The sequence below is a fragment of the Aeromonas sp. S13(2024) genome (genome assembly GCF_041402405.1).
Taxonomy (GTDB): domain Bacteria; phylum Pseudomonadota; class Gammaproteobacteria; order Enterobacterales; family Aeromonadaceae; genus Aeromonas; species Aeromonas veronii.
This window is the reverse complement of the sequence record NZ_JBGLRA010000007.1, coordinates 39,939-57,410: the sequence shown is the minus strand read 5'-3', so window position 1 is coordinate 57,410 and position 17,472 is coordinate 39,939. Positions and strand designations below refer to the sequence as shown.

At 60.6% G+C, this 17,472-nt stretch carries 18 protein-coding genes; 12 read left to right on the top strand and 6 right to left on the bottom strand.

Annotated elements, in window-relative coordinates; all coding sequences use genetic code 11:
• The first annotated feature begins 116 nt into the window (after positions 1-116).
• The 4 genes from rpsF to ACB042_RS11450 all read left to right on the top strand — a co-directional run bounded on the left by rpsF (position 117) and on the right by ACB042_RS11450 (position 2,105).
• Complete coding sequence (rpsF, locus tag ACB042_RS11465; protein WP_005308887.1) at positions 117-503, top strand: 30S ribosomal protein S6; 387 nt, start codon at positions 117-119, stop codon at positions 501-503.
• 30 nt (positions 504-533) lie between these two features.
• Positions 534-764, top strand: a complete 231-nt coding sequence (rpsR, locus tag ACB042_RS11460) for a 30S ribosomal protein S18 (protein ID WP_005308890.1) — start codon at positions 534-536, stop codon at positions 762-764.
• Positions 765-816: 52 nt separating this feature from the next.
• Entirely contained in the window at positions 817-1,263 is a 447-nt protein-coding gene (gene rplI, locus ACB042_RS11455) for a 50S ribosomal protein L9 (RefSeq protein WP_005340490.1), read from the top strand.
• A gap of 101 nt (positions 1,264-1,364) precedes the next feature.
• Positions 1,365-2,105 carry a ferredoxin--NADP reductase gene (locus ACB042_RS11450; RefSeq protein WP_160880913.1) on the top strand — a complete coding sequence of 247 codons (741 nt, stop codon included), beginning with the start codon at positions 1,365-1,367 and terminating at the stop codon, positions 2,103-2,105.
• Positions 2,106-2,154: 49 nt separating this feature from the next.
• On the opposite strand, the gene ACB042_RS11445 is transcribed toward ACB042_RS11450, so the two are convergent.
• The gene (locus ACB042_RS11445; protein ID WP_042053367.1) at positions 2,155-2,505 is read right to left on the bottom strand and encodes a hypothetical protein; all 351 of its coding nucleotides are present in this window, start codon (positions 2,503-2,505) and stop codon (positions 2,155-2,157) included.
• A gap of 19 nt (positions 2,506-2,524) precedes the next feature.
• Positions 2,525-2,821 carry a hypothetical protein gene (locus ACB042_RS11440; RefSeq protein ID WP_202003097.1) on the bottom strand — a complete coding sequence of 99 codons (297 nt, stop codon included), beginning with the start codon at positions 2,819-2,821 and terminating at the stop codon, positions 2,525-2,527.
• 255 nt (positions 2,822-3,076) lie between these two features.
• Between ACB042_RS11440 and ACB042_RS11435 the strand changes: the two genes are divergently transcribed.
• Complete coding sequence (locus ACB042_RS11435) at positions 3,077-4,087, top strand: Preprotein translocase subunit SecY (protein WP_371178441.1); 1,011 nt, start codon at positions 3,077-3,079, stop codon at positions 4,085-4,087.
• Positions 4,088-4,141: 54 nt separating this feature from the next.
• Here the strand turns inward: ACB042_RS11435 and ACB042_RS11430 are convergent, their stop codons facing one another.
• Positions 4,142-4,309, bottom strand: a complete 168-nt coding sequence (locus tag ACB042_RS11430) for a hypothetical protein (protein WP_005308905.1) — start codon at positions 4,307-4,309, stop codon at positions 4,142-4,144.
• Between the two features lie 56 nt (positions 4,310-4,365).
• On the opposite strand from ACB042_RS11430, the gene ACB042_RS11425 reads away from it, so the two are divergent.
• The 4 genes from ACB042_RS11425 (at position 4,366) to gshA (ending at position 10,278) form a co-directional block, all read left to right on the top strand.
• A complete protein-coding gene (locus ACB042_RS11425; protein WP_371178440.1) occupies positions 4,366-5,343 on the top strand; it encodes an NADP-dependent oxidoreductase in 978 nt (325 codons plus the stop codon).
• The gene (locus ACB042_RS11420; RefSeq protein ID WP_005348990.1) at positions 5,340-5,777 is read left to right on the top strand and encodes a YqaA family protein; all 438 of its coding nucleotides are present in this window, start codon (positions 5,340-5,342) and stop codon (positions 5,775-5,777) included. Before ACB042_RS11425 ends, ACB042_RS11420 begins: the two co-directional genes overlap by 4 nt.
• A gap of 27 nt (positions 5,778-5,804) precedes the next feature.
• Complete coding sequence (locus ACB042_RS11415) at positions 5,805-8,618, top strand: M16 family metallopeptidase (protein WP_371178439.1); 2,814 nt, start codon at positions 5,805-5,807, stop codon at positions 8,616-8,618.
• Between the two features lie 61 nt (positions 8,619-8,679).
• Positions 8,680-10,278, top strand: coding sequence for a glutamate--cysteine ligase (gene gshA, locus ACB042_RS11410; protein WP_236294472.1), 1,599 nt, complete (start codon positions 8,680-8,682; stop codon positions 10,276-10,278).
• A gap of 81 nt (positions 10,279-10,359) precedes the next feature.
• Here the strand turns inward: gshA and ACB042_RS11405 are convergent, their stop codons facing one another.
• Positions 10,360-12,150 (bottom strand): long-chain fatty acid--CoA ligase, encoded by a 1,791-nt coding sequence (locus ACB042_RS11405; protein WP_371178438.1) that lies wholly within the window; start codon positions 12,148-12,150, stop codon positions 10,360-10,362.
• Positions 12,151-12,377: 227 nt separating this feature from the next.
• On the opposite strand from ACB042_RS11405, the gene ACB042_RS11400 reads away from it, so the two are divergent.
• Positions 12,378-12,881, top strand: a complete 504-nt coding sequence (locus tag ACB042_RS11400; RefSeq protein ID WP_371155262.1) for a hypothetical protein — start codon at positions 12,378-12,380, stop codon at positions 12,879-12,881.
• A gap of 37 nt (positions 12,882-12,918) precedes the next feature.
• Here the strand turns inward: ACB042_RS11400 and rimI are convergent, their stop codons facing one another.
• Together rimI and ACB042_RS11390 are read right to left on the bottom strand one after the other, a co-directional pair.
• Positions 12,919-13,368, bottom strand: coding sequence for a ribosomal protein S18-alanine N-acetyltransferase (rimI, locus tag ACB042_RS11395; RefSeq protein ID WP_371178437.1), 450 nt, complete (start codon positions 13,366-13,368; stop codon positions 12,919-12,921).
• A gap of 109 nt (positions 13,369-13,477) precedes the next feature.
• Positions 13,478-13,912 carry a DNA polymerase III subunit psi gene (locus tag ACB042_RS11390; protein ID WP_371178436.1) on the bottom strand — a complete coding sequence of 145 codons (435 nt, stop codon included), beginning with the start codon at positions 13,910-13,912 and terminating at the stop codon, positions 13,478-13,480.
• A 313-nt stretch (positions 13,913-14,225) separates the two neighbouring features.
• On the opposite strand from ACB042_RS11390, the gene ACB042_RS11385 reads away from it, so the two are divergent.
• Together ACB042_RS11385 and viaA are read left to right on the top strand one after the other, a co-directional pair.
• Positions 14,226-15,839, top strand: a complete 1,614-nt coding sequence (locus tag ACB042_RS11385) for an ATPase RavA domain-containing protein (RefSeq protein ID WP_236271905.1) — start codon at positions 14,226-14,228, stop codon at positions 15,837-15,839.
• Positions 15,840-15,848: 9 nt separating this feature from the next.
• A complete protein-coding gene (gene viaA, locus ACB042_RS11380) occupies positions 15,849-17,303 on the top strand; it encodes an ATPase RavA stimulator ViaA (protein WP_160880920.1) in 1,455 nt (484 codons plus the stop codon).
• Positions 17,304-17,472 lie beyond the last annotated feature (169 nt).

Here is a 17,472-nt window from a genome sequence, read left to right as displayed (position 1 = left end):
GTGATTTCGTACAATACGCCGCCCTAGAAAAGCAGCGACTAAACACCTTTATGTTCCTTGCCTCCGAGGTCTGGCTGCACCTGGGCGGAGGCTGAATTAATCCGTAAGGAGCTAAAATGCGTCATTACGAAATCGTCTTCATGGTTCATCCGGACCAGAGCGAGCAAGTTCCCGGCATGATCGAGCGTTACACCGGCGCCATCACCACCTCCGGTGGTACCATTCATCGCCTGGAAGATTGGGGCCGCCGTCAGCTGGCTTACCCGATCGACAAACTGCACAAAGCCCACTACGTTCTGATGAACGTAGAAGCAGAGCAAGCCGTTATCGATGAGCTGGAAACCAACTTCCGCTTCAACGATGCCGTTATCCGCAACATGATCATGCGCACCAAGCACGCCGTGACTGAAGTTTCTCCGATGGCCAAGGCCAAAGAAGAGCGCTTCACCCGTCGTGACGACGAGCGCCGCGAAGAAGCTACTGAAGCTGCTTCCGAAGAGTAATTCTGGATCACTGACTAGAGGATAAAGGCCATGGCACGTTATTTCCGTCGTCGTAAGTTCTGCCGCTTCACCGCCGAGAACGTTACCGAGATCGACTACAAAGATATCGTTACTCTGAAAAACTACATCACTGAATCTGGCAAGATCGTACCGAGCCGTATCACCGGTACCCGCGCCAAGTATCAGCGTCAGCTGGCACGCGCCATCAAGCGTGCTCGTTACCTGGCTCTGCTGCCGTACACCGATCTGCACAACAAGTAAGAATCGGCCCGGCACTTAAGCCTAACTCAACGAAATTTATAGAGGAAAGGTAATGCAAGTTATCCTGCTCGACAAAATCGCCAAACTGGGCGGTCTGGGTGACCAAGTTTCCGTGAAATCTGGTTATGCCCGTAACTACCTGATCCCGCAAGGCAAAGCTGTTATGGCCACCAAGGCCAACATCGAAGCTTTCGGTGCTCGTCGCGCTGAGCTGGAAGCCAAACTGGCTGCCAACAAAGCTGCTGCTGAAGAGCGTGCTGCCAAGCTGGCCGAACTGGCTACCGTGGTTATCGCTTCCAAGTCTGGCGACGAAGGCAAGCTGTTCGGTTCCATTGGTACCCGTGACGTGGCTGAAGCCATCACTGCTGCCGGCGTAGCCGTTGCCAAGAGCGAAGTCCGCATGGGCAACGTTCTGCGTAACACCGGTGACTACGAAGTTGCTGTTCAGCTGCACGCTGACGTTAAAGCAACCGTACAGATCCAGGTTGTTGCCCTGTAATAGCGATTCGCTTTTGCAGAGAAAACCCGCGCTCTTGCGCGGGTTTTTTATTTTCCGGCCCGGGGGTAGAGTGAAGGTCTGTTCCACTGGAGGAGATCCCTATGGCTTGGGTAGAAGGTCGCGTCATCGAACGCATCGAATGGACACCCACCTTGTTCTCCTTGCGGGTAGCGGCCGAGCTGGCCCCCTACAAGGCAGGCCAATTCACCAAGCTGGCCCTTGAGCAGGGCGAGCGGCGCATTCAGCGCGCCTACTCTTTCGTCAATCCTCCCTCTGCGCCATACCACGAGTTCTATCTGGTCGAGATCCCGAGCGGTGAGCTGACCCCTTCTCTCGGCTCGCTGCAAGCGGGCGATACCCTGCTGGTGCAGTCTCTGGCCACCGGCTTTCTGACATTGGATGAGGTTCCGGCCGGACGCGATCTCTGGCTACTCTCGACCGGCACCGCCATCGGCCCCTTCCTCTCCATGCTGGCCGAGGGCGAGGCCTTCAACCGTTTCGAGAATCTGGTGCTGGTACACGGGGTGCGCAAAGGCGAAGAGCTGAGCTATCAGGCTTTGATAGCCAGCTTTGCCGAGCAATATGGCGAGCGTTTTTGCTATGTCCCCTTTGTCAGCCGCGAGCCTTGGCCCGATGCAATGGCTGGCAGGATCCCGGCGGCGATTGCCAATGGTCAGCTGCAGGCTAGAGTGGGGTTGGAGTTCTCACCCGAGCTGAGTCAGGTGCTGATCTGCGGCAATCCGGAGATGGTGAAAGAGACCCAGCAGACCTTGCTGGCGCTGGGGTTGGCCAAGAATCTGCGGCGGGCACCGGGCAATATCAGTGCGGAGAATTATTGGTAAAACAATCAGCACAGGGGCGCCAGGCCCCTGCTGCATCAGGAGAGGGAGTTCAGTTCTTCTTGCCGTTACCCTTGTTTTTATCCTTCTGTTTGTCGTGACCTTGCCCGGGGTTATTGCCGCTGTGGATGCTGCGGTTGTAGTGATCCCGGTACTTGCCATCCATCTTGTCGCAGTTGAGTTTGATCCGGCTGTCGCCAATGCCAAGATCCAGACAGTTGTCCTGCCACCAGTCGTACTCTTTGTCATCCCAGTCGAGATTGATCTTGATGTCATCACCGGAGATCTTGATGCCATCGCTATTTTTGCTTGGCGGTGCCGCAACCGCGATGCCGTGCGCCATGAGCAGGGAAAGCAGCAGGGCGCCGCGCCGGATAACGGGGTTGTGTTTAGCTTGGGTCATCGCAAGGGTACTCCTGTTGTTACTGGTCGCTCTGCGAGTTGGCAGGGACCTGGTTGGTTTTCGGTGGCTGGTTGCGATTCTCTTCATCTTCCAGATTGAATTTGACCGCCTTGCAGTCGACGGAGGAGGTCTCCCCGATATCCAGAGTGAGGCAGTCGTTCTGGGTCCAGCCGAACTGCTTGTCATCCCAGTCCAGATTGAATTTAAGCTCATCGACGGAGAATTCGGAGCCACTGCTCTCTTGATATTGCTGGGTCGCTGCGGCGTTGCCGGTAACCAGAAGAAGGGAGAGTAGCAAAGTGGTCTTACTGTTCATGATGGCCTCGGATAATTGCAACGGTGGATGAGTGTACAGACCGGAGCTGAACCCGGGCGGAACTGTTCCCCATCTCACCACATGATCAAGTCAGGCAGGGATTGTATCGCTTTTCTGCTGCCGATTTGTCCGTTTTGGTCGCACTCTGGGCAGCTGATTGCTAATCTGAAGGAATTCAGTCATTTGCCCTTCTCTGGGCGAGTCTGGCGACTATAATCGGCAGCCAACTTTTCCTGCACAGCACACCCCTTCATCATGACCACACAGGACTCCTCTACATTGCGCTACCCCAAGGGGTGGTTTGCTCTGACGACGGTATACAGTTTCACCGGGTTGGCCATTCTGGCTTCCATTATCTTCTCCCTGCTGCTGTTCCTCTCCATCGATGACAACCCGCTGATGAAGTGGCTGTTCGGCGGCTTGGCCATCATCTTCGAGCTGGGCAAGTTTTATGTCTGGTACGAGTACGGCGAGCGCAAGGCGCGGCGGGATTTAAGTGGCGCTTTCTGGTCGTTGCTGTTTTACAGCGTGCTGGCGGCTATCTCCATCGGCGGCAGTATTGGTGGCATCAACAGTGCCACCAACACGGTACTGAGCCAGCAGGCGCGCCACGAGCGGGAGCTTGCCCGTTTCGACGAGCAGATCGCCAGCATCGAGCGGCAGATCCAGCTCAACGAGGAGGCGGCCCGCAAATATATCGAGCTGGAGCGCATCTCCAGCGGCGTCTCCTCGTTGCAGCATGCCAACACCAAGCTGCGCTTGCAGCAGGATGAGCTGCGCCAGCAGCGCGATGCCAAGCCGGTCAACGAACAATCCTCCATGCTGGGGCTGATGAGCAGTTTGGCGGACGGGGTGGGGATGAGCATCAGTCAGGTGCAGTTCCTGCTGGTCTGCTTCCTCTCGGTGCTGCTCGACGTGTTCGGTGCCTTTTTCGTCAGTCTGATCGGCGAGGAGAACCGCTTTCGCCGGATGTGGCGTGGGCAGCAGGACCAAGCTCGCAGAGAGGCGCAGGAAGCGTTGGCGATGGCGGCACAGCCCGAGCCCATCATGCCCCCCGAGCCCGCCCCTGAAGTGCTGGAGCAGGTGCGCGGTGCGCTGGTGAGCGGTGAGCTCAAGTGCAGCAAGCGCTCGGTGGCGCAGGCTTTGTCACTCTCGCTGGAGGAGGTGGATCGGGTGTTCCACCATCTGCTGTCGCAAGGGGTGCTGGGGCAGGGGAGCAATCGACACTACTACCTCAATCCGGCGCTGGAGCAGCAAGCCGGATAGTGAGAAGGCCACCGGAACTCGGTGGCCTTTTTCGTTATCGAGTGGCTGTGGCACTCAGTGAGTCAGCACCATCATCAGGCTGAGGAAGGCGGCCAGTCCGCCACCGATGCCGATGATCCAGTAAAACCCCTTGGCCCCCTGTTTGAGCGGGATGCGGAAGTAGAGCAGAAACGCCCACCACCCCAGTGCCAGCAACAGAGGAATAAGAAACATTCGAGCCATGGTGTCCTCGCTGTTATTCTGTTGACCCTTGATCAATCAACAGGATGGATTGTGCAATGACGCAACTACAGATTACCGCATTCGGTGACCCCTCGGTACTCAAGCTCAACCCTTCCCTCGATAAGGTGCCAGCCGATGGCGAAGTGCGGGTGCGCATCTGCTTTGCGGGGGTTAACCCCATCGATGCCAAAACCCGCGCAGGTCTCGGTTGGGCGGCGGCCCAGAACAAGGACAAGCTGCCCTGGACGCCGGGTTATGACGTCTCCGGCGTGGTAGAGAAAGTGGGCCCCGGCGTGACCTCGCTGGTCGAGGGGGAGCGGGTGTGCGGTATGGTTGGGTTTCCCCTCACCGCCGGTGGCTACGGGGAGTCTGTGGTGGCAAGCGAGAGCCAGCTGGTCAAGCTCGACGGGGTTAGCCTGCAGCAGGGGGCGGCGCTGCCACTGGCCGGTCTCACCGCCTGGCAGGGGCTGCTTGAGCACGGCGGCCTCCAGAGCGGTCAGCGGGTCTTGATCCTCGCCGGTGCCGGTGGCGTCGGCCATCTGGCGGTGCAGTTTGCCAGCGCCTATGGCGCCGAGGTGGTGGCTACCGCCAGCCCGGACAACCATGGCTTCCTGCATGCTCTGGGGGCGCGCTGGATGGTGGATTACCACGATGCGAACTGGCCCGCGCGGGTGGTGGCAGAGGCCGGTCAGGTCGATCTGGTGCTGGATCTGGTGGGTGGCGAGAGTGGCAAGGCGGCGCTGGCCTGTGTCAAACCGGGTGGCCACTTGGTGACGGTGCCCACCATCACCGCCCAGTTGATCAAGGATGCTGGGGCTGCGGCGGGTATCGAGGTGGTCGGTATGCTGGTTCACCCCGACCAGAAGCAGCTGGGTCAAATGTTGATGCTGCTGCGTCAGGGGGAGGTGAAGGTCACCCTCGCCGGTGAATTCCCCCTGGCCGAGGGGGCGCTGGCCCATCAGGCCATCGAAGGGGGCCATGTGCGCGGCAAGCTGCTGCTGCGGATGCCTGCGGCCGATGGCTATCCCGGATGAGCGAAATGATGGAGATGGGGCTGGGGTGGCTCTTTTTAAGCGCGTTTACCTCCGCCACCCTGCTGCCCGGCAGCTCCGAAGTGCTGCTGGGGGCCATGGCGGCCAAGGGGGAGTGGAGCATGGCGAGCCTGCTACTGTGGGCAACGCTGGGCAATACCCTCGGATCCATGACCACCTGGTGGCTCGGCTGGCTCGCCACCTTCAAGAAGAAACCGGAAGATTTTCAAGGCCGTGGGGAACAAAAAGCCTTAGGCTGGCTCAAACAACATGGTCACTGGTGTCTGCTGCTTGCCTGGACGCCGGTGGTCGGTGATGGTCTCTGTCTGTTGGCCGGTTGGCTGCGCCTCTCCTTCTGGCGCTCTCTCATTTTGATCGGGCTCGGCAAATTGTTCCGTTATGCCCTGGTTTTTCTGCTGGCCAGTCACATTTTCTAGCCTGTTTTTGTCACTCACGAGGTTACCGTGAACAAAGTCATACCTTTAACGATTCTGCTGGGCTTCACCCTGCCGGTGCTGGCGGCACCGACCCTGATCGCCGAACAGGGCAAGGAGGAGGGCAAGCTCGCCATCCCCTACCAGATGTACAAGCTGGACAACGGCCTGACCGTGATCCTGGCCCCCGACCGCTCCGATCCGCTGGTGCACCTCGATGTGACCTATCACGTCGGCTCATCCCGCGAGACGGTCGGCAAGTCCGGCTTCGCCCACTTCTTCGAGCACATGATGTTCCAAGGCTCGAAACACGTCGGTGATCAGGAGCATATGCGGATCATCAACGAGGCCGGTGGCGACATGAACGGCACCACCAACAAGGATCGCACCAACTACTACGAGACTGTGCCGGCCAACCAGCTGGAAAAAGTGCTCTGGCTGGAGGCGGATCGGATGGGCTTCCTGCTCGATGCGGTGAGCCAGAAGAAGTTCGAGATCCAACGCGCCACCGTCAAGAACGAGCGGGCCCAGCGGGTCGATAACCAGCCGTACGGGCTGGTGAGCGAGAAGGTTGGGGAGGCGCTCTATCCGCGTACTCACCCCTACTCCTGGCAGCCTATCGGTTACGTGGAAGATCTCGACCGGGTCGATGTGAACGACCTCAAGCAGTTCTTCCTGCGCTGGTATGGCCCCAACAATGCCACCTTGACTCTGGGCGGCGACTTTGACAGCAAGCAGGCCCTCGAATGGATCGAGAAGTACTTCGGCTCCATCCCGCGCGGCCCGGACGTGGCCGAGCCGACGCCAAAGCCGGTGACCCTGCCCGAGACCCGCTACGTGACGCTGCAGGACAAGGTGCACCTGCCGCTGCTCTATATCAGCTACCCCACCGTCTCTCTTGGCGATCCGCAGGAGCCGGCACTCGACATGTTTGCCGACGTACTCGGCGGCTCCGCCAGCTCCATGCTCTACCAGTCGCTGGTGAAAACCGGCAAGGCGATCGATGTGGGGGCGTCCCACTACTGCGAAGAGCTGGCCTGTACCCTGACCGTCTACGCCTACCCCAATCCGTCGCAGGATGGCAGCCTCAAGACCCTCAAGGGGGAGGTGGACAAGGTGATCGGCGAGTTCGCCCAGCGCGGCCTCAAGCCGGAAGATCTGGAGAAGGCGATCGCCAAGTACCGCGCCTCTGCCATCTGGGGTCTGGATAGCGTCTCCGGCAAGGTGAGCCAGCTCGCCATGGGTCAGGTGTTTGCCCAGGATCCCAACTATGTGTTCAAGACGCTGGATGCCATCGGCAAGGTGACCCCAGAGCAGGTGAAGGCCGCCTACGACAAGTTCATCGCCGGCAAGCCGGCGGTGGTGCTGAGCGTGGTGCCCAAGGGCAAGACCGAGTGGCAGGTTGCCACCCCGAACTTTACCCCCGCCAAGCGCGAGCTGCCGGATTACAGCAAGCATGACGAAGCGCTGGCCGAACGACCGGTAAAAGACAATTTCGATCGCAGCGTGCAGCCCAAGGTGGGCGAGGCGGTGAGCGTCAAGGTGCCCGCCATCTGGCACGACAAGCTCGACAAGAACATCGAGATCATCGGCACCAAGAGTGACGAGATCCCCGCGGTCTCCATCATGATCGCCCTGCCGGGCGGCATTCGTGCCGAAGATAAGGGGCAACTTGGGCTGGCCAATCTGACTGCCGCCATGATGGGGCAGGGCACGGTGCGCCTGACCGAGGCTCAGCTGAGCGACGAGCTGCAAAAGCTGGGATCTTCCATCGATGTCTCCAGCGCCCAGTACAACAACCTCATCACCGTCAGCTCGCTGGCGGACAAGTTGCCTCAGACCCTGGCGCTGGTGCGCGAGGTGCTGGAGCGCCCGGGCATGCGGGAGGCGGACTTCGAGCGGGTCAAGGCGCAGCTGCTGCAAGGGATGCAACAGGCCCAGCAACAGCCCGAGTGGCTGGCCGGGCAGGCGTTCCGCGAGCTGGTCTACGGCAAGCAGAACCGCCTCGGTCAACCTACCGACGGGGTTGCGGCCGATGTGGCCAAGCTGACCCTGGCGGACGTGAAGCACTTCTATCAGGCCTACTACAACCCCACCAACGCCAAAGTGGTGGTGGTCGGTGATGTGGGCCAGAAGCAGATCGAGGAGCAACTCGGCTTCCTGACCGAGTGGAAGGGGGCCACGCCGACTCTGGGGGATCTCAAGCTCAAAGGTGAGCAGGCCAAGCCGGGCATCTATCTGGTGGACAAACCGGGGGCACCCCAGTCGGTGATCCGCATCGGTCGTCGCGCCATGCCGTTCGATACCACGGGGGATTACTTCACCGCCGGGCTGATGAACTTCAACCTGGGTGGCAACTTCAACAGCCGCATCAACCTCAACCTGCGGGAAGACAAGGGCTACACCTACGGCGCCAGCTCGGGTTTCTCCGCCAACCGCGAGGTGGGCACCTTCGCCACCGGCGCCAATGTGCGGGCCGATGCCACCGTCGATGCCATCCGCCAGTTCCTCAAGGAGATGGACAACTACCGCAAGAGCGGCCCGACCCCGGTCGAGCTGGCCTATATGCGCAGCGCGGTCTCCCAGCAGGATGCCCTCTCCTACGAGACCCTCGGCCAGAAGGCGGGCTTCCTGCTGCAGATGGTGATGTATGACCTGAAGCCGGACTATGTGCAGGCCCAGAACAACCTGATCAAAACGGTGTCGCCCGAGGCGCTGAAAGCCAGTGCGGCCCGTTGGCTCAATCCGGCCGACATGGTGATCGTGGTGGTGGGAGACAAGCAAAAGCTTGAAAAACCCCTGAAGGAGCTTCATCTTCCCATCTATCCGCTGCAGTTGCCGTAACTGACGCTTTATAAAAATCAAGAGCCGCCCCGGATGGGGCGGCCTCACATGAGCCGTGAATATGACTACAACAAGCTTGTCGCTCACCGAGTTGCTGAATGCGTTGGGATCACCGGAGCGCCTCACCGCGCTCAAGGGGATCCGGCGCGGGATCGAACGTGAATGCCTACGCATCACGCCGGATGGCCGACTCGCCCAGAGTGACCATCCCCGGGCGCTGGGCTCGGCCCTGACCCATCCCAATATCACCACCGACTACTCGGAGAGCCTGCTGGAGTTCATCACCCCGGCCACCGACTCCATCGACAGCCTGATGGAACAGCTCGGCGACATCCATCACCATGTGATTCAGCATCTGGGTGACGAGCGGATTTGGCCGCTCTCCATGCCCTGCTTCGTCGGTGGGGAAGAGAGTATCCGGCTGGCCCAGTACGGCAGTTCCAACATCGGCAAAATGAAGACCCTCTACCGTCAGGGTTTGAAGAACCGCTACGGCAGCCTGATGCAGGTGATCGCCGGGGTGCACTTCAATTTCTCCATGCCAGACAGCTTCTGGAGCGAGTGGCAGGATCTGGTGTGCGAAGGGTGCTGCAGCCAGCGCTTTATCTCCGACAAGTACATGGGGCTTATTCGCAACGTCTACCGCTTCGGCTGGCTGGTACCCTATCTGTTTGGTGCCTCCCCGGCCATCTGCGAATCCTTCCTCAAAGGGCGCAAGAGCAACCTGCCGTTCGAGAAGACCGGCAAGGGTACCCTCTATCTGCCTTACGCCACCGCGCTGCGTCTCTCTGATCTGGGTTATACCAACAGCGCCCAGGCTGGGCTCAAGATCAGCCACGACAATCTGCCGGCCTATGTCAGCAGTCTGCGCCGCGCCATCAACACCCACAATCCCGACTTTGCCAAGATCGGGGTCAAGGTGGATGGGGAGTATCGTCAGCTTAACGACAACGTGTTGCAGCTGGAGAATGAGCTGTACGCCCCGATCCGCCCCAAGCGCACCCCGCGCAGCGGCGAGAAGCCCTCGGATGCGCTGGATCAGCGCGGCATCGAATACATCGAGCTGCGCACCGTGGACGTCAACCCCTTCACCCCGCTCGGCATCGATGCGGATCAGATCCGCTTCTTCGACCTGTTCCTGGTCTGGTGCCTGCTGCGCCCCTCCCCGGTGCTGAGTGACGAGGAGATTGCCCGCAACCGCCGCAACCAGAACAAGGTGGTGCTGGAAGGGCGTCGTCCCGGCCTGACGCTGGAAGATGAGCAGGGCAATGCCATTGGCCTCAAAGAGTACGGCCTCAAACTGTTTGACGAGCTGGCTCAGGTGGCCGATCTGCTGGATCGCTGCTGTGGTCGCAACCGCTATCGCGAGACGCTGGCGATGCACCGCGAGAAGCTGCTCAACCCCGAGCTCACCTACTCCGCCCGCATGCTCAGGGAGTTGCTGGAGAGCGGCAAGGACAACGGCTGCTATGGCGACAAGCTGGCGACCCGCTATCGGGAGGAGCTGCTGGCAGGGGAGCTGCAGTACTGGGATGAGGCCTACTTTGCCGGTGAGGCGAAGGATTCGCTGGCCAAGCAGCGTGAACGCGAGCGCAGCGACAGCCTGTCGTTCGATGACTTCCTGGCCGACTACTTCGGGACCAGTACCACCACGGCCTGAAGGCGGGTTCGTACCAACCAAAGTGCCAACAAAAAGCCGCTCGAGTGAGCGGCTTTTTTATTTCTCTGAACCTGAGCGATATCAGACGTGGTTATACATGGCCTCGATTTCGCTCTGATACTTGGCTTCGATGATCTTGCGGCGCAGCTTCATGGTGGGGGTCAGTTCACCCAGCTCCATGGAGAAGGCGCTCGGCAGCAGGGTGAACTTCTTCACCTGCTCGAACTTGGCCAGCTCTTTTTGCAAGTCGGCGATGCGGGCTTCGAAGAACTCCATTACCCGGGAGTGGCGCAGCAGCTCGGTCTTGCACTGGTACTGCAGGTTGATGGAGCGGGCGTACTCCTCCAGCGACTCGAAGCAGGGCACGATCAGTGCCGAGACGAAGTGGCGAGCATCGGCGACGATGGCGATCTGCTCGATAAAGCGATCCTTGCCGATGGTCCCTTCCACCAGTTGCGGGGCCACGTACTTGCCGTTGGAGGTCTTCATCAGCTCCTTGAGACGTTCGGTGAAGTAGATATTGCCCTGGCTGTCGAGCTCACCGGCATCGCCGGTACGCAGGAAGCCATCTTCGGTCATCACTTCGGCAGTCGCGTCCGGCTTGTTGTAGTAGCCGCGCATCACGGTGGGGGAGCGCACCAGCAGTTCGTTGTTCTCACCCAGCTTTACCTCGATGCCGTTTAGTGCCGTGCCAATGGAGCCCAGCTTGAATTGGCTATCCTCGTAGCAGCAGACGGTGGCGGTGGTCTCGGTCATGCCGTAGCCGTACTTGAGGTTGAGCCCCATCGCCTGGAAGAAGAGGTTCACATCGTCGGCCAGACGGGCGCCCGCCACCGGCAGGAAGCGGGTGCGGCCGCCGAAGCGTGCGCGCAGCTTGCGAAACACCAGTCGCTCGGCGAGCCAGAGCTGGCCGTAGAGCAGCGGGGAAGCGGACTTGCCAGCCTGCCGGGTGGCAACCATCTGCTTGCCGACCTTGGTCGCCCAGCCAAACAGGGCACGACGCAGAGCCGGAGCCTGAGCCACCTTGGCCTGGATCATGGCGTAGGCCTTCTCGTAGAGTCGCGGAACGGCGCACATCACGGTCGGCTGCACCTCGCCAATCACATCCATCACCTTCTGCGGATCGCGGATATAGACGTTCTCGGCGCCGCAATAGAGCACGTAGTAGCTCCAGGCCCGCTCGAACACGTGGCTGAGTGGTAGCATGCAGAGCGACACATCCTGCTGATTGAGGTCGAGGCGGCTGTTGTGCATCTCGAAACAGGCGGCGATGTTGCTGAAGTCGAGCATGACCCCCTTGGGCTCGCCTGTGGTGCCGGAGGTGTAGATCAGGGTCAGCAGATCATCCATCCGGTACTGTGTTTCCCGCTCGCGCAGCTCTTGCTCACTGGGCTGATGGTTGCCGGAGACCAGAAATGTCTGGAAGTGACTCGCCTGCTCGCAGCCGCGCAGGTTGACGCTGCCGTCGAGGGCGATGAGCTGGCGGATCTCGCCGCTTTCAATCAGTTGTAGCGCCTGATCGAACTGAGGTTGTTCGCCAACGAACAGCACCTTGATGCCGGCATCTTTGACGATGTAGCGCAGCTGATCGAGCGTGCTGGTGGGATAGATAGGGACGCTGACGCCGCGGGCGGCAAGGATGCCGAGATCGGCCTGGGTCCACTCCGGCATGTTGCGGGCATAGATGCCGACCATTTCGGTTGGCTGGTGGCCGGCACGGATCAGCGCCTGTGCGCAGTAGTCCATGGCCTGGCCCAGAGTACGCCAGCCGATGGCGCGCCACTGGCCATCTTGCTGAACCCGCAGGGCAGCCTTGTTGCCAAGCTGGGCAATACGTTCACGCATCAGTCGAACCAGATGAAGCTTCGGCATCAGTTAAACATCCTTTAATTACAGTTGTACGCCCGCGAGGGCACTAAAAATCGGGCTAGAGTTTAAACTCCAACATTACAGCTTACAAGTGTTCGCTGTTTGTCTTGGATCACAAAGAGCGCAAATAGCTCTCCCTTTGCGCAGACTGGCCGATACTGCTAGGAGGCAGAGAGAGGGTTAACGATATGAATCTGTGGGTGAAAGGGGCGTTGGCCGCGGTCGGGCTGATGGTGGTGGGGGGCGCTGCGTTTTGGTTCTTTGCCGGAACGTCATCACAGGGGCCCGCCAATCCCTGGTATCAGGGGGCCGAGGGGTATCAGCAGGCGCAGCAACAGGCGCTGGCGTTGGGCTATCCGCTGCTCTATGTGCTGGAGACCCCCAAGTGCCGCCGCTGCGGCGATCTGGAGAAGAAATTCTGGCAGAGCAAGGAGATGGCTGGTCCGCTGGCCCGGTTGGTGAAAGTGCGGCTCAACCCGGGCAAGGGGGATGGCAGCGAGCAGATCCTGCGCCGCTTTCCCAAGGTTGCCACGCCGCCCGGCATCTATATCCAGCAGCCGGGCCAGCCCCTCAGGCCCATCAAGATAGTGGTGGATATCGACCAGATCTGGATGCCGGGAAAAACCTGGCAGCGGGGCTTCTATATGCCGCTCTCCGGGGCCGGATTCGAGGCGGTGGTGCATACCACCCTGGCCTTGCAGGATCCCGCGCTGGACAACGCCCCCCTCGATTGAGGGGGACAAAAGGCTTGGGTGCGACGAACAGGCTGGATCAGCCGAAATCGAACAGTCGCGACATCAGCACCGCATCTTCCCTGTCGTTGCCGGTGCCGTAGTAGTCGGCGCGGCGGCAATACTCGGCAAAACCGGCGCTCTCGTAGAGGTTGATGGCGGTCTGATTACCGGCCCGTACCTCGAGAAACCAGGCCTCTGCCCCGGCTTGCTTGCTGCGCGCCAGATAGGCCTGCAACAGCGCCCGTCCCAACCCCTTGCCCTGAAACGCCGGATGCACACAGATATTCATCAGCGAGCTGTCACCGGCCACCAGATCCGAGATATAGAAGCCCGCCGGGGAACCATCGACCAGTATCAAGCCGTTGAGATAGCGAGGGCCGAAGCAGGAGAGCAGGTTGGCCTCACTCCACGGCTCCTTGTGAGCGGCTTGCTCGATGGGGTAGACAAGGTCGAAATCGCTCTCGAGCAGGGGACGAAACTCAGGCATGGGGGCTCCGGATGGCAAGATGTTGGGCACTGGGGTTGGCAGAGGCAGCATTTGTAAAATCAGGTAAAAAGAGCAGCATCACAGTGGGTCTTGGCGGCATGATGCAGGATCACGCCGCGTTGGCCGCAAGGTGTTGGCGCAGCTGTTGCCACAGGGCGCGCTTTTGCGCGGCGCTGGGGGTGAGCGGGCAGATCAGCGCATCAGGCCGCGCGGGGTTGGCCTCCGTCAGCCAGAGCAGGGGGGAGGCGCCCGCCGTTTGCAGGTCGGCAGGCGGCAGCTCGCTGAGCAGTGAGACCTCGTCGGGGGTCATGCCGAGCAACTGGCAGATATCCGCCAGCAGCGTGGTGGCAGGCAGCTGAGGCGCCAGCAGCCAGAGTTTGCCGCTGGGTAGCGGAGCGCGGGTGGCCGGTGCTGTCTGGCCCGGCTGTGTGGCGTTTTGCTCAAGCTCGGGAGCGGGTGCTGCGCCCAGCAATGCCGGACGACGCAGTTGCCAGCTTTGAATGCCCATGCGGGCCAACATGCTCTGACGAACGGGATCTTGCATCTGGGGCGACTCACTCTTGATCTGCATTGGGGAAAATTGTGTTGCGCAGGGTACACTCGAACCGCTTTTGCTGCACCCTTTGCAACGCATCATCTGGCGCATGCGGGCATGGTGCCATCACGACACTGGCTATGCATGAGCGCAGCACGCTGCCGATACGGTATCGCACTGCCCTTGCGTTTTTTCCTGCCAGAGGCGGGTATTGTGCGGCAAGAGATACCAGAATAAACATCATAACAAGACAAAACCCAAGGTCGAGCAAATGGATATCGCGCCTTGGGGCTAACATCATCCCAGCTTCGGAACACTCTCTATGTCGTCTTTAGCTCAAGCCCAGAATCCTGCGCGTCTTATTCCCATCCAGGAGCGGCTGCCCCGGCTGCTGGCCGCCCTCGGTGAGGGGCTCTACGAACGGCAGGATGCCTTGCGCCTCGGTCTGCTGGCGGCCCTCAGCGGTGAGAGTGTCTTCTTGCTGGGGCCACCCGGTATCGCCAAGAGTCTGATTGCCCGTCGCCTCAAGCTGGCCTTTCACGACGCCCGCCACTTTGAATATCTGATGACCCGTTTCAGCACACCGGAGGAGGTATTTGGCCCCCTCTCCATTCAGGCGCTGAAAGAGGATGGCAAATACCTTCGCCTCACTGCTGGCTATCTGCCGGAGGCTGAGGTGGTGTTCCTCGACGAGATCTGGAAGGCGGGTCCCGCCATTCTCAACACCCTGCTCACCGCTATCAACGAGCGACAGTTTCGCAATGGCGACAGCCAGCACCCCATCCCGATGCGCTTGCTGGTGACCGCCTCCAACGAGCTGCCGGCGCAGGACAGCGGGCTGGAAGCGCTCTACGACCGGATGTTGGTGCGGATCTGGATGGACCGGGTGCAGGAGAAAGCCAACTTTCAATCCATGCTGGCCAGCGATGGTCACGCCCACCAGAATCTGCCGGAATCCCTGCAGATCCGGGGGGATGAGTACGAGCAGTGGCAGAGCCAGATTGAACAGGTGCGCCTGCCGGATGCCTGTTTCGAACTTATCTATCAGCTGCGCCAGCAGCTAGACAGCCAGCTGGCCCATCGCTGCTATGTGTCGGATCGTCGCTGGAAGAAGGCGGTACGGCTCATCAAGGCGAGCGCCTTCTTCAATGGCCGCGATGAGGTTGCACCGGTAGATCTGCTGCTGTTCAAGGATTGTCTCTGGCATGACGAGGAGTCCCGCACCGCCCTGCTGGAGATGATGACCGAGTTTTCCCGCCTTTACGGCTATCAGCAACTGGCGATGACCCGTCAGCTTCTCGCCCTTCGGGATCAGTTCAAACAGCTCAAACAGAGCGTGGCCCAGCGCCTTTGCACAAAGGCCCGGCAACGCAAGCAGTGGTTTGGCCGGCGGGCCCGGGGTATCGAGATCCCGCTTGCCAATGCCAGACCCTTTGGCAAGCAAGTGCACTTCCATCTGCTCACCCCGGCGCCGCTGGATGGCGGCGATCCCGAGCGTCTCACCCGCACCCTGGTGTTCGATCGCACCTTGCTCTCCCATTGGCATCCCACCGGTGAGGCACTGGTAGGTTATGAGTTTGGCAACCCGAAAGAGGGCCATTACGAGCTGGTACTGGACGATGAGCTGCGGCTGCAGGTGCTCGATATCCAGCGCCAGCAGATCCCGTTGGTGTTGATGGAGCGCAATGCCATCCCCGAGGTGGTGCTGGCGCCCTGGTTGCAGTCGCTCGACGAGCAGCTGGTTCAGGTCGGCAAGGTGATGCAGATGCTCAAGCAGCAGCGCAGCCTGTTCGAACGTCACCAACAACACCTCTTTATCGACTCACGCTGGTTGCAGCAGGTGGAAGACAGCTTCTTCGTGCTGAACCGGGATCTCGAACTGCTGCGCAGCGAGATGACCCAGTGGCGCGAGCGGTTGCCAAGGCTGGACGAGTAAGGAGCGCTCATGCTTGAGATCGGCATGCTGGATCTGGGGCTCCTGATTGGCGAAGGGGAGCTTGCGGGTGAGGTGGCGCTCCTGCTGGCGGCCTCGCCCAAGATTTCCGAATTTATCAAACGCTCCCCGCTACAGGGCAAGCTGCTGAAAAAGCGCCTGCATAGCTGGGGTGAGCAGCTTGGCGAGGAGATCCGTCACAAGCCGGTGCCGGTGGCGCTGGAGCAGGAGTACCTGCTCTATCAGGCGCACCGGCAACTGCCGATGACCGAGCTGATTGGTCGCCTGCCCGGCTTGCTGGAGTCGCTGGAGCAGTACAGCCCCTTCGCCGGTGAGGCCAGATCCTTGGTGCGTCAGCTGACTGCTCACCCCACCGAGGGGCTGCGCCAGCTCTTTATCGACAAGTGGCGCGCCAGTCTTGTGGGGAGCCTGCTGCAACTGCAGCAGCAGATCGCAGAAGCGGAGCGGGAGAAGCAGCGTCAGGAGATTGAAGATCAGCTGCTGGCGAGCCGCACCCTGGCCGATGCCCTCGATCCCAACCAGATCTCCGCCGGTGGTTTGTGGGATCTGGCGCAGGGGCACTGGCACAAGCGCAGTCTGGTGCTGGTCAAGCAGTATGCCCGCATGTTGCAGCGCGAACCCTTGCTGGCGGAGATTGCCGGCCTGCTCGGGCGCAGCGAGCGGGATCGGCGGGCGCAGGAGCAACCTGTGCCGCCGGTGCAGGTGCTGGAGTTGGAGCCAGCACCCAGCGACGATGTGCCGGACGATCTGGTGGGCATCCATCAGGCGAGCGATCTGATGCGGCTGCTGCCAAGCGAGGCGGTGATGCTGGGCCTGCCCGAGCTGGAGCTGGAGTTCTATCGCCGCTATCTGGAGCGGCGCCTGCTCAGCTACCAGTCACGTGGCACCTTGCCGCGTCAGCGCATCATGCTGCGCACCCCGGAGCAGGGGGGGCAGCAGTTGCAGCAGCGAGGCCCCTTTATCGTCTGCGTCGATACCTCCGGATCCATGGGGGGTTATCCCGAGGAGTGTGCCAAGGCACTCTTTCTGGCGCTGCTCAAGGTGGCGATGGATGAGAAGCGCGGCTGCTACCTGATGCTCTTCTCCACCGAGGTGGCGACCCTCGAGATCACCGCCGATACCGGGCTGGACAAGGCGGAGCGCTTCCTCTCCATGAGTTTTCACGGCGGTACCGATCTGGTGCCCTGCCTGGAAAAAGCGCTGGCCAAGCTTGATGATCCCGCCTTTGCCAAGGCGGATGTGCTGGTCATCTCCGACTTTATCGCCCAGAGCCTGCCCCATCCCCTGCTCGATCAGATGAACCGCTATCGCCAGCGCCAGACCCGTTTTCACGCCGTCGCCATGTCCCGCCACGCCAAGCAGGCGCTGCTGCGGGTATTTGACAACAGCTGGCTGCTCGATTGCGGCCTGCGCGGCCGGCTGCTGCGGCGCTGGCAGCATCACTAGTGACCGGGAGGGGGCAACCCCTCTTGGGTTGTTATCCCGCCCCCTCTTTTTCGCTGTGCGTCCCCGCTTTTATTCCAACGCGATGATATCGCAGTAAAATGTGACTAGCCTGCCATTCGGGCTCTCTGTCCGGGTGATAGCCTTTACAACCATTGTTACAGGGGAAAGA

What these genes read in the sequence shown, in the direction of transcription:
- ACB042_RS11445 (WP_042053367.1), bottom strand. Translation starts at nt 2,505, where the DNA reads ATGACCCAAGCTAAACACAACCCCGTTATCCGGCGCGGCGCCCTGCTG.
- rpsR (WP_005308890.1), top strand. Translation starts at nt 534, where the DNA reads ATGGCACGTTATTTCCGTCGTCGTAAGTTCTGCCGCTTCACCGCCGAG.
- rplI (WP_005340490.1), top strand. Translation starts at nt 817, where the DNA reads ATGCAAGTTATCCTGCTCGACAAAATCGCCAAACTGGGCGGTCTGGGT.
- viaA (WP_160880920.1), top strand. Translation starts at nt 15,849, where the DNA reads ATGCTTGAGATCGGCATGCTGGATCTGGGGCTCCTGATTGGCGAAGGG.
- ACB042_RS11385 (WP_236271905.1), top strand. Translation starts at nt 14,226, where the DNA reads ATGTCGTCTTTAGCTCAAGCCCAGAATCCTGCGCGTCTTATTCCCATC.
- rimI (WP_371178437.1), bottom strand. Translation starts at nt 13,368, where the DNA reads ATGCCTGAGTTTCGTCCCCTGCTCGAGAGCGATTTCGACCTTGTCTAC.
- ACB042_RS11430 (WP_005308905.1), bottom strand. Translation starts at nt 4,309, where the DNA reads ATGGCTCGAATGTTTCTTATTCCTCTGTTGCTGGCACTGGGGTGGTGG.
- ACB042_RS11440 (WP_202003097.1), bottom strand. Translation starts at nt 2,821, where the DNA reads ATGAACAGTAAGACCACTTTGCTACTCTCCCTTCTTCTGGTTACCGGC.
- gshA (WP_236294472.1), top strand. Translation starts at nt 8,680, where the DNA reads ATGACTACAACAAGCTTGTCGCTCACCGAGTTGCTGAATGCGTTGGGA.
- ACB042_RS11400 (WP_371155262.1), top strand. Translation starts at nt 12,378, where the DNA reads ATGGTGGTGGGGGGCGCTGCGTTTTGGTTCTTTGCCGGAACGTCATCA.
- rpsF (WP_005308887.1), top strand. Translation starts at nt 117, where the DNA reads ATGCGTCATTACGAAATCGTCTTCATGGTTCATCCGGACCAGAGCGAG.
- ACB042_RS11420 (WP_005348990.1), top strand. Translation starts at nt 5,340, where the DNA reads ATGAGCGAAATGATGGAGATGGGGCTGGGGTGGCTCTTTTTAAGCGCG.
- ACB042_RS11390 (WP_371178436.1), bottom strand. Translation starts at nt 13,912, where the DNA reads ATGCAAGATCCCGTTCGTCAGAGCATGTTGGCCCGCATGGGCATTCAA.
- ACB042_RS11405 (WP_371178438.1), bottom strand. Translation starts at nt 12,150, where the DNA reads ATGCCGAAGCTTCATCTGGTTCGACTGATGCGTGAACGTATTGCCCAG.
- ACB042_RS11425 (WP_371178440.1), top strand. Translation starts at nt 4,366, where the DNA reads ATGACGCAACTACAGATTACCGCATTCGGTGACCCCTCGGTACTCAAG.
- ACB042_RS11450 (WP_160880913.1), top strand. Translation starts at nt 1,365, where the DNA reads ATGGCTTGGGTAGAAGGTCGCGTCATCGAACGCATCGAATGGACACCC.
- ACB042_RS11435 (WP_371178441.1), top strand. Translation starts at nt 3,077, where the DNA reads ATGACCACACAGGACTCCTCTACATTGCGCTACCCCAAGGGGTGGTTT.